General features: G+C 72.9%; 7 protein-coding genes. All 7 read left to right on the top strand.

What is annotated here, in order from left to right:
- Positions 1–1,781 (top strand): peptidoglycan D,D-transpeptidase FtsI family protein (locus FM076_RS08095; protein WP_243274367.1); only part of this gene is annotated, 1,781 nt, incomplete at its 5' end.
- A 12-nt stretch (positions 1,782–1,793) separates the two neighbouring features.
- Positions 1,794–3,617 carry a UDP-N-acetylmuramoyl-L-alanyl-D-glutamate--2,6-diaminopimelate ligase gene (locus tag FM076_RS08090; RefSeq protein WP_428814733.1) on the top strand — a complete coding sequence of 608 codons (1,824 nt, stop codon included), beginning with the start codon at positions 1,794–1,796 and terminating at the stop codon, positions 3,615–3,617.
- Positions 3,614–5,056, top strand: coding sequence for a UDP-N-acetylmuramoyl-tripeptide--D-alanyl-D-alanine ligase (locus FM076_RS08085; RefSeq protein ID WP_173869251.1), 1,443 nt, complete (start codon positions 3,614–3,616; stop codon positions 5,054–5,056). The genes FM076_RS08090 and FM076_RS08085 overlap by 4 nt, the downstream gene beginning before the upstream one ends.
- On the top strand, positions 5,053–6,117 hold the full coding sequence (gene mraY, locus FM076_RS08080; RefSeq protein WP_173869250.1) for a phospho-N-acetylmuramoyl-pentapeptide-transferase: 1,065 nt from the start codon (positions 5,053–5,055) through the stop codon (positions 6,115–6,117). The genes FM076_RS08085 and mraY overlap by 4 nt, the downstream gene beginning before the upstream one ends.
- 77 nt (positions 6,118–6,194) lie before the next feature.
- Complete coding sequence (murD, locus tag FM076_RS08075) at positions 6,195–7,589, top strand: UDP-N-acetylmuramoyl-L-alanine--D-glutamate ligase (protein ID WP_243274835.1); 1,395 nt, start codon at positions 6,195–6,197, stop codon at positions 7,587–7,589.
- Between the two features lie 49 nt (positions 7,590–7,638).
- Positions 7,639–9,036 carry a putative lipid II flippase FtsW gene (gene ftsW / locus FM076_RS08070; protein WP_173869248.1) on the top strand — a complete coding sequence of 466 codons (1,398 nt, stop codon included), beginning with the start codon at positions 7,639–7,641 and terminating at the stop codon, positions 9,034–9,036.
- A 6-nt stretch (positions 9,037–9,042) separates the two neighbouring features.
- On the top strand, positions 9,043–10,137 hold the full coding sequence (gene murG / locus FM076_RS08065) for an undecaprenyldiphospho-muramoylpentapeptide beta-N-acetylglucosaminyltransferase (protein WP_173869247.1): 1,095 nt from the start codon (positions 9,043–9,045) through the stop codon (positions 10,135–10,137).
- The last annotated feature ends 210 nt before the right edge of the window (positions 10,138–10,347 follow it).

Raw genomic sequence — 10,347 nt, 5'->3', positions numbered from 1 at the left:
CCCTCGTGATGCTGGCGTTCACCGCCCGGCTGCTCCAGGTGCAGGCCGTGGACGCGAGCGCGTACGCCGACAAGGCCGCCGTCAACCGCTACATCACCGTCCCCCTCGCGGCCGAGCGGGGCACCATCACGGCCCGGGACGGGTCCGCGCTGGCCACCACCGTGGACGCCTACGACATCACCGCGGACCCGTATCTGTTCACGCCCGAGCAGACCAAGACCAAGGACGCCCCCGAGCGGGCCGCGAAGATCCTCGCCCCGCTGCTGCACAAGGAGCCGGCCGAGCTGGCCCGGAAGCTGTCCAGGCCCGGCACCCGCTACGTCCTGCTGGCCCGCCAGCAGACCCCGCGGACCTGGCGGACGATCAAGAAGCTCAAGCAGCGGCTCGCCGAGAGGGCCGCCGGCTCCTCCGGGGGCACCCGGTCCAACGTGCTGGCCGGGATCTACCAGGAGAAGCACGCCAAGCGGGTCTATCCCAACCGGGAGCTGGCCGCCGGTGTGCTGGGCTTCGTCAACGCCGAGGGCAAGGGCGGCGCCGGGGTGGAGGCCATGCTCGACGGCAAGCTGGCCGGCGACCCCGGCAAGGTCACCTACGCGCAGTCGGGCGGCCGTCAGGTCCCCACCGCCGGGGTCCGCGAGCAGGCGCCCCGGCCCGGCTCCGACATCGAGCTGACCCTCGACCGGGAGATCCAGTGGGCCGCCCAGGAGGCGATCCGCGACCAGGTGGCCGACTCGCACGCCGACAGCGGTTACGTCATCGTGCAGGACACCCGTACCGGCCAGCTCCTGGCCATGGCCAGCGCGCCCGGCTTCGACCCCAACGACATCGGCGGCGCGCGGGTGGACTCCTTCGGCAACCCGGCCCTCCAGGACGCCTACGAGCCCGGGTCCACCAGCAAGGTGATGTCGATGGCCGCCGTGCTGGAGGAGGGCAAGGCCACGCCCCGGACGGCGGTCACCGTCCCCAACCGGCTCAAGCGCGCCGACCGCGCCTTCGCCGACGACGTCGACCACCCCACCTGGCACCTGACGCTCAACGGCGTCCTGGCCAAGTCCAGCAACATCGGCACCATCCTCGCCACCGAGCAGCTCGGCAGGACGCAGCGGCAGGCCAACAAGGTCCTGTACCACTACCTGCGGGCGTTCGGCATCGGGCGGCCCAGCGGGCTGGGCTTCCCCGGGGAGACCGACGGCCTGCTGGAGAAGCCCGGGAAGTGGAGCGCCTCGCAGCAGTACACGATCCCCTTCGGCCAGGGCCTGTCCCTCAACGCCGTCCAGGCCGCGTCGATCTACTCGACGATCGCCAACGGCGGGGTACGGACCGAGCCGTCGCTGGTGCGCGGCGCCACGGGCCCCGACGGCCGCTTCCGGCCCGCCGAGGAGCCCGGCAAGCGCCGCGTCGTCAGCGAGAAGACCGCCAGGACGCTGGCCAGGATGCTGGAGTCCGTCGTCTCCGACATGGAGGGCACCGGCACCACGGCGAAGATCCCCGGCTACCGCGTCGCGGGGAAGACCGGTACGGCCAACCGGGTGGATCCCAGGACGGGCCGGTACCACGGCTACACCGCCTCCTTCGCCGGGTTCGCCCCCGCCGACCAGCCGCGCATCACCGTCTACTGCGCCGTCCAGAACCCCAAGAAGGGCAGCTACTTCGGCAGCGACGTGTGCGGTCCTGTCTACAAGAAGGTCATGAAGTTCTCCCTCAAGAGCCTTCAGATCCCCCCGACGGGAGCCAAGCCCGCGCGGCTCCCCGTGTCCGCCGAGAAGGACCGGAACGACTGAGCCATGCGCCACGTGAGAACGATCACTGACAGCGAGTGCAACCAGCAGGCTGCCGGGGCCCCGCCGCGCCCCTCGCTTCGCGGCACCACCGTCCCGCCCGGTACGCTCACCGCCGTGCCACAAGCTGATCAGACCTCCCCCGAGTCCTACCCCGGACCGCCCCGCCCCGCGCGGGTCGCGCCCGTGCCGCTCGCGGAGCTGGCCCGACTGCTGGACGCCGCCGCCCCGGGCACCCCGGTGACCGGCACCGGGGACGCCGACGTGCCGGTCACCGGCATCACCCACGACTCGCGTGCCGTGCGCCCCGGCGACATCTACGCCGCGCTGCCCGGCGCCCGGCTGCACGGGGCCGACTTCGTCGAGCAGGCCCGCAGCCTCGGCGCCGCCGCCGTCCTCACCGACCCGAGCGGCACCGAGCGCGCCCGGGCGACCGGGCTGCCGGTGCTGACCGTCCCCGACCCGCGCGGCCGGATGGGGGAGCTGGCCGCGGTCATCTACGGCCGGCCCGGCGAGGACCTGCTGCAGATCGGCATCACCGGCACCTCCGGCAAGACCACCACCGCCTACCTGGTGGACGGCGGGCTGCGGAAGGCGGCTCAGAAGGACGCCGGGGAGCGGGGCGGCGGGCCGACGGGCCTGATCGGGACCGTCGAGTCGCGGATCGGCGACGAGCGCATCAAATCCGAGCGCACCACCCCGGAGGCCACCGACCTGCAGGCGCTGTTCGCGGTGATGCGCGAGCGCGGCGTCCGCTCGGTGGCGATGGAGGTCTCCAGCCACGCGCTCGTCCTCGGCCGGGTGGACGGCTGCGTCTTCGACATCGCGGTGTTCAACAACCTCAGCCCCGAACACCTGGACTTCCACCCGGACATGGAGGACTACTTCCAGGCCAAGCGGCAGCTGTTCACCAAGGAGCGCTCGCGGGCCGCGGTCGTCAACTTCGACGACGAGTACGGCTTCCGGCTGCTGACGGAGCTGAGGCAGGAGGGCTTCCCGGTCACCACCTTCTCCGCGGAGGGCCACCCCGACGCCGACTGGCGTGCCGAGGAGGTGGAGCTGGGCCCGCTCGGCTCGACGTTCACGGCCGTGGGGCCCGAGGGGCAGCGGGTGCCCGCCGGGGCGCCGCTGGCCGGCCCGTTCAACGTCGCCAACGCCCTGGCCGCGCTGACCGCGCTGGTCGCCGCCGGGATCGACCCGTACACGGCCGCCGAGGGCATCCGCGCGGTGCCGGGCGTCCCGGGGCGCCTCCAGCGGGTGGACGCGGGCCAGGACTACCTGGCGATCGTCGACTACGCGCACAAGCCCGACGCCGTCGAGTCCGTGCTCTACGCCGTCCGCAAGGTCACCGAGGGTGCCGTGCACGCCGTTCTCGGCTGCGGCGGCGACCGCGACCCGCACAAGCGCCCCGCCATGGGTGCCGCGCTCGCACGGCTGTCCGACACGGCGGTGCTCACCTCCGACAACCCCCGCTCCGAGGACCCCCTCGCGATCCTCGCCACCATGCTCGGCGGCGCCGCCGAGGTCCCCGCGCACGAGCGCGGCACCGTCCTGCTGGAGGAGGACCGGGCCGCCGCCATCCGGGCCGCCGTCGCCCGTGCCGAGCCCGGCGACACCGTGCTCGTCCTGGGCAAGGGCCACGAGCAGGGCCAGGACATCGCCGGCGTGGTGCGGCCCTTCGACGACGCCGAGGTGCTGGCGGAGGCCATCCGCGAGCGGGCGGCCCGGACGTCCCCGGCCCCCGCCGCGTCCCCGGCCTCCCCGGTCCCCCCGTCCTCCTCGTCCCCGGCTCCTTCCGCTCCCTCCACCCCTCACCGGACAGACAACCAGAACCGATGATCCCCCTCTCCCTCGCAGAGATCGCCGCCCTCACCGGCGGACGGCAGCACGACATAACGGACCCGGACGCGCGGATCACCGGGCCGGTGGTGATCGACTCCCGCCAGGTGGTCCCCGGCGCCCTCTTCGCGGCGTTCGCCGGGGAGCGTGCCGACGGCCACGACTTCGCCGCCTCGGCCGTGGCCTCGGGCGCCGTCGCCGTGCTGGCCGCGCGGCCCGTCGGCGCCCCCGCGATCGTCGTCGACGACGTCACGGCCGCCCTCGGCGCGCTGGCCCGGCACACCGTCCGCACCCTGGGCACCCACCTCGTGGCGCTGACCGGCTCCAGCGGCAAGACCAGCACCAAGGACCTCATCGCCCAGCTGCTCCAGCGGCTGGGCCCCACCGTGTGGCCGGAGGGCTCGCAGAACAACGAGATCGGGCTGCCGCTGACGGCCCTGCGCGCCGGCCGGGACACCCGGCACCTGGTGCTGGAGATGGGCGCCCGCGGCATCGGCCACATCCGCTACCTCACCGAGCTGACACCGCCCGGTATCGGCGTCGTCCTCAACGTCGGCACGGCCCACCTGGGCGAGTTCGGCGGGCGTGAGCAGATCGCGCAGGCCAAGGGCGAGCTGGTCGAGAACCTGCCGGCGGCCGAGGAGGGGGGCGTGGCGGTCCTCAACGCCGACGACCCGTACGTGCGGGCCATGGCGGCGCGCACCCGGGCCCGCGTGGTGTTCTTCGGCGAGGACCCCGAAGCGGACGTACGGGCCGAAAACGTGCGTTTGACGGAACGCGGCACACCGGCTTTCACCCTTCACACACCCACCGGGTGCGGCGACGTGACCATGCGCCTGTACGGTGAGCACCACGTGTCGAACGCGCTCGCCGCGGCCGCCGTCGCCCACCAACTGGGCATGTCCGCTGGGGACATCGCTGACGCGCTCTCCTCGGCGAGCACGCTCTCGAGGTGGCGGATGGAGGTCACCGAGCGCGCCGACGGCGTCACGGTCATCAACGACGCCTACAACGCCAACCCCGACTCCATGCGGGCCGCGCTCCGCGCGCTGTCGGCCATGGGGGAGGCGGCGAAGGCCCGGGGGGGCCGGACCTGGGCGGTGCTGGGCGAGATGGCCGAGCTCGGTGACGAGTCGCTCGCCGAGCACGACGCGATCGGACGGCTCGCCGTCCGGCTCAACGTCAGCAAGCTCGTGGCAGTCGGAGGCCGGGAGGCCGCCTGGCTCGACATGGGTGCCAAGAACGAGGGTTCGTGGGGTGAGGAGTCGGTGCACGTGTCCGGCACTGAGGCGGCCGTCGACCTGTTGCGCGAGCAACTGCGCGCGGGGGATGTCGTACTGGTGAAGGCCTCCCGGTCGGTGGGTCTGGAGAAGGTGGCGGCCGCCCTCCTGGAGGGCGAGACCGGTTCGGCTCACGAGGCCGGAGGCGCCGCCCGATGAGGCAGATCCTCTTCTCCGGGGTCATCGGACTCTTCCTGTCGCTGATCGGGACCCCGCTGCTGATCAAGCTGCTCGCGTCCCGCGGCTACGGCCAGTTCATCCGCGACGACGGCCCGCAGAACCACCACAGCAAGCGCGGCACCCCCACCATGGGCGGCATCGCCTTCATCCTGGCGACCCTGCTCGCCTATGTGCTGACCAAGCTGATCACCGGCGAACAGCCGTCCTTCTCCGGCGTGCTGGTGCTCTTCCTGTTCGCGGGCATGGGCCTGGTCGGCTTCCTGGACGACTACATCAAGATCGTCAAGCAGCGCAGCCTGGGCCTGCGGGCCAAGGCGAAGATGGCCGGGCAGCTGATCGTCGGTGTCGCCTTCGCCGCGCTCGCCCTCAGCTTCGAGGACGCCCGGCAGCTGACGCCCGCCTCCACCAAGCTGTCCTTCACCCAGGACTTCGGCTGGGCCCTGCCGCCCGTGCTGTTCGTCGTCTGGGCGCTGTTCATGATCCTGGCGATGTCCAACGGCGTGAACCTCACCGACGGCCTCGACGGTCTGGCGACCGGCGCCTCGGTGATGGTCTTCGGCGCCTATGTGTTCATCGGCGTCTGGGAGTACCAGGAGTCCTGCGCCCACATCGCCACCGCCGGACCCGGCTGCTACGAGGTACGGGACCCCCTCGACCTGGCCGTCGTCGCGGCGGCGCTGATGGGCGCCTGCTTCGGCTTCCTGTGGTGGAACACCTCGCCCGCCAAGATCTTCATGGGCGACACCGGCTCCCTCGCCCTCGGCGGCGCCCTGGCCGGCCTGGCCATCTGCTCGCGCACCGAACTGCTGCTGGCCATCCTCGGCGGCCTGTTCGTGCTGATCACCATGTCCGTCGTCATCCAGGTCGGCTCCTTCCGGCTGACCGGGAAGCGCGTCTTCAAGATGGCACCGCTCCAGCACCACTTCGAGCTGAAGGGGTGGTCCGAGGTCCTTGTGGTGGTCCGCTTCTGGATCATCCAGGGCATGTGCGCCATCGTCGGCGTCGGCATCTTCTACGCGGGCTGGGCGGCCAGCAAGTGAGCGCCCCCGACCTCACCGCGCTCTCCCGGGAGCTGGGCGGCAGGCATGTGACCGTCGCCGGGCTCGGCGTCAGCGGGATGCCCGCGGCCAAGGTGCTGCACCGGCTCGGCGCCCGGGTCACGGCCGTCAACGGCGGTGACGGGGAGGGCCCGCGCCGCCAGGCCGCCGAGCTGGAGGCGCTCGGGATCACCGTCCGCCTCGGCGACGACCGCACCCTGCCGAAGGGCACCGATCTGGTCGTCACCACCCCCGGCTTCAAGCCGGCCAGCCCGCTCTTCCAGGCGGCGGCCGGGGCGGGCGTGCCGGTGTGGGGCGACGTGGAGCTGGCCTGGCGGCTGCGCGGTCCGGACAGCGCGCCCTGGCTCGCGGTCACCGGCACCAACGGCAAGACCACCACCGTCCAGATGCTCGCCGGCATCCTGCGGGCCGCCGGGCTGCGCACGGCCGCGGTCGGCAACATCGGTGTCTCCCTCATCGACGCCGTGCTGGACGAGGAGCCCTACGCCGGACTCGACGTGCTGGCGGTCGAGCTGTCGAGCTACCAGCTCCACTGGGCGCCCAGCCTGCGTCCCCACTCGGGCGCCGTCCTCAACCTGGCCCCCGACCACCTGGACTGGCACGGCTCGATGGAGGCGTACGCCGCCGACAAGGGCCGGATCTACGAGGGCAACCAGGTCGCCTGCGTCTACAACGCCGACGACCGGGGCGAGGGCGGCATCCCGCGCACCGAGGACCTGGTGCGCGAGGCCGACGTGGTCGAGGGCGCCCGCGCCATCGGCTTCACCCTGGGCGCCCCCGCCCCCTCCCAACTGGGCGTGGTGGAGGGCGTGCTGGTCGACCGGGCGTTCGTCGAGAACCGGCGGCAGCAGGCGCAGGAACTGGCCGAGGTCTTGGACATCGACCCCCCGGCCCCGCACAACATCGCCAACGCGCTGGCCGCGGCGGCCCTCGCCCGCGCCTACGGCGTACCGCCCGCCGCCGTACGGGACGGGCTGCGGGCCTTCCGCCCGGACGCGCACCGCGTCACGCACGTCGCGACGGTGGACGGCGTCTCCTATGTGGACGACTCCAAGGCCACCAACACCCACGCGGCCGGGGCGTCGCTGGCCGCCTACGAGAAGATCGTGTGGATCGCGGGCGGGCTGGCGAAGGGCGCCACGTTCGACGAACTGGTCGCCGCCTCCGCACCCCGGCTGCGCGGCGTCGTGCTGATCGGCGCCGACCGGCACCTCATCCGAGAAGCCCTGGCGCGACACGCCCCCGAGGTCCCGGTGACCGACCTCGACCGCACGGACACTGGGGCGATGGCCCGGGCCGTCGCCGAGGCCACCGCGCTGGCGCGGCCGGGCGATACCGTACTGCTGGCCCCCGCGTGCGCCTCGATGGACATGTTCGCCAACTACAACGCGCGCGGCGACGCGTTCGCCGAGGCGGTCCGGGCCCTCGCCGCCGACGCCACCAGCGAACAGTAGCCCCGCGATCCCGCCGGCCGAGGACGCGGGCGAGACGGAGGGGATACGGATGACGGCGCGATCCGCCAAACCGCCCGCGGCCCGGCGTGCGAGCACCCGCGCGGCGCCCGGGCGTGAGCCGGGGCGCCCCCGCTCGCCTTCGCGCACCTCGGCGCCGCAACGGCTGTTCCTGCGCGCCCAACGCGCCTGGGACCGGCCGCTGACGGCCTACTATCTGATTCTCGGCGGCAGCCTGTTCCTCACCGTCCTGGGACTGGTGATGGTCTTCTCCGCCTCCCAGATCCAGGCGCTCCAGTCCGGCCTGCCCTCGACCTACTACTTCCGCAAGCAGCTGATCGCCGCCGGGATCGGCGCGGTGCTGCTGGTGGCAGCCTGCCGGATGCCGACGCGGCTGCACCGGACACTGGCCTATCCGCTGCTGACCGTCTCCGTCTTCCTGATGTGCCTGGTGCAGGTGCCCGGGGTCGGGCAGGAGGTGAACGGCAACCGGAACTGGATCTCGCTGGGCGGCCCCTTCCAGCTCCAGCCCAGCGAATTCGCCAAGCTGGCCCTCGTCCTGTGGGGCGCCGACCTGCTGGCGCGCAAGGGCGAGAAGAAGATGCTCACCCAGTGGAAGCACCTGCTCGTCCCCCTGGTGCCCGTCGCGCTGCTGCTGCTCGCCCTCATCATGCTCGGCGGTGACATGGGCACCGCCATCATCCTCGGCGCCATCCTCTTCGGCCTGCTGTGGCTGGCGGGCGCGCCCACCCGGCTGTTCGCGGGAGTGCTCGCCGTGGCGGCCACCGCGGGTGCGTTCCTCATCACATCGAACCCGAACCGGATGTCCCGCCTCGGCTGCATCGCCGCCACCGACCCCGGCCCCCAGGACCAGTGCTGGCAGGCCGTGCACGGCATCTACGCGCTGGCCTCCGGCGGCTGGTTCGGTTCGGGACTCGGGGCGAGTATGGAAAAATGGGGTCAACTCCCCGAACCGCACACCGACTTCATCTTCGCCGTGACCGGGGAGGAACTCGGTCTGGCGGGGACGCTGTCGGTGCTCGCCCTCTTCGCGGCTCTAGGCTATGCGGGTATCCGCGTGGCCGGACGCACGGAGGACCCCTTCGTGAGGTATGCCGCGGGAGGCGTGACGACGTGGATCACCGCGCAGGCGGTGGTCAACATCGGCGCGGTGCTCGGACTGCTGCCGATCGCCGGTGTCCCCCTCCCGCTGTTCTCCTACGGTGGGTCCGCCCTGCTGCCGACGATGTTCGCCGTCGGACTGCTGATCGCCTTCGCGCGCAGCGACCCGGCGGCACGCGCCGCTCTGGCCGTGCGGCAGCCCGCCCTGTGGCAGCGCACGCCCTGGGGAGGGCTGGCAGGGGTGCTGCGTCCGGGGACCACCTCCGGCCGGAAGAGAGAGAAGACAATGAGACGGCGCGCCAGCCGGCCGCCGTCCGGAGAGCGGTGAAACAGCGTGCACGTCGTACTCGCCGGTGGGGGGACCGCCGGCCACATCGAGCCCGCGCTCGCCCTCGCGGACGCCCTGCGCAGGCAGGACCCGACCGTGGGGATTACAGCCCTCGGTACGGAGCGCGGTCTGGAAACGCGGCTCGTGCCCGAGCGCGGCTACGCGCTCGAGTTGATCCCGGCGGTTCCGCTGCCGCGCAAACCCACGCCCGAGCTGATCACCGTGCCCGGCCGGCTGCGCGGCACCATCAAGGCCGCCGAGCAGATCCTGGAGCGCACCAAGGCGGACTGCGTCGTCGGCTTCGGCGGTTACGTGGCGCTGCCCGGCTACCTGGCGGCCAAGCGGGCCGGGGTGCCCATCGTCGTGCACGAGGCCAACGCGCGCCCCGGCCTCGCCAACAAGATCGGTTCCCGGTACGCGCACGGGGTGGCCGTCTCCACCCCCGACAGCAAGCTGCGCAACGCGCGCTATGTCGGCATCCCGCTGCGCCGCTCCATCGCGACGCTCGACCGGGCCGCCGTACGGCCCCAGGCGCGCGCGGCGTTCGGGCTCTCGCCGAACCTGCCCACGCTGCTGGTCTCCGGCGGCTCGCAGGGCGCGCGCCGGCTCAACGAGGTCATCCAGCAGGTGGTTCCGCACCTCCAGCGCGCCGGTATCCAGATCCTCCACGCGGTCGGGCCCAAGAACGAACTCCCCCACGTGGAGCAGATGCCCGGAATGCCGCCCTATGTGCCGGTACCGTATGTGGACCGGATGGACCTCGCGTACGCCGCGGCCGACATGATGCTCTGCCGCGCGGGCGCGATGACCGTGGCCGAACTCTCGGCCGTCGGGCTGCCCGCCGCCTACGTCCCGCTGCCCATCGGCAACGGCGAACAGCGGCTGAACGCCCAGCCGGTCGTCAAGGCGGGCGGCGGACTCCTCGTCGACGACGCGGAACTGACACCGGAGTGGATCCAGGGCAACGTGCTCCCGGTCCTCACCGACCCGCAGCGCCTCACCGCCATGGCGCGCGCGGCAGCCGAGTTCGGCCGTCCGGACGCCGACGAACTGCTCGTCGGCATGGTCCACGAGGCGATCGCCGCGGGCCACCGGCGCTGAGCCGGCCAGGCCCCGGGGCGGCGGCCTCGCAAAGAACGCAGAAAGCAGGGTGGTCCGGCGTGGTGAGAGCGGCCAAAACCGCCAGAGCTGCCAGAGCTGCCGGGGCCGGCAAGGCGGCCGAGGCCGCCGGGGAAGCACGGGCGAGCGGCCGGGCCCCGGCCGGGACCACCCGGCCGGCCCGGCCGCGCCCCCGGCCACGGGACGGCGCGG

The organism is Streptomyces albus subsp. chlorinus (assembly GCF_013302895.1).
GTDB lineage: Bacteria > Actinomycetota > Actinomycetes > Streptomycetales > Streptomycetaceae > Streptomyces > Streptomyces chlorinus.
The sequence above is the reverse complement of the archived record's forward strand: the minus strand, read 5'-3'. Positions and strand labels throughout refer to the sequence as shown.

Coding starts and splice junctions, on each gene's coding strand:
- FM076_RS08085 (WP_173869251.1), top strand. CDS start 3,614: ATGATCCCCCTCTCCCTCGCAGAGATCGCCGCCCTCACCGGCGGACGG.
- mraY (WP_173869250.1), top strand. CDS start 5,053: ATGAGGCAGATCCTCTTCTCCGGGGTCATCGGACTCTTCCTGTCGCTG.
- murD (WP_243274835.1), top strand. CDS start 6,195: ATGCCCGCGGCCAAGGTGCTGCACCGGCTCGGCGCCCGGGTCACGGCC.
- ftsW (WP_173869248.1), top strand. CDS start 7,639: ATGACGGCGCGATCCGCCAAACCGCCCGCGGCCCGGCGTGCGAGCACC.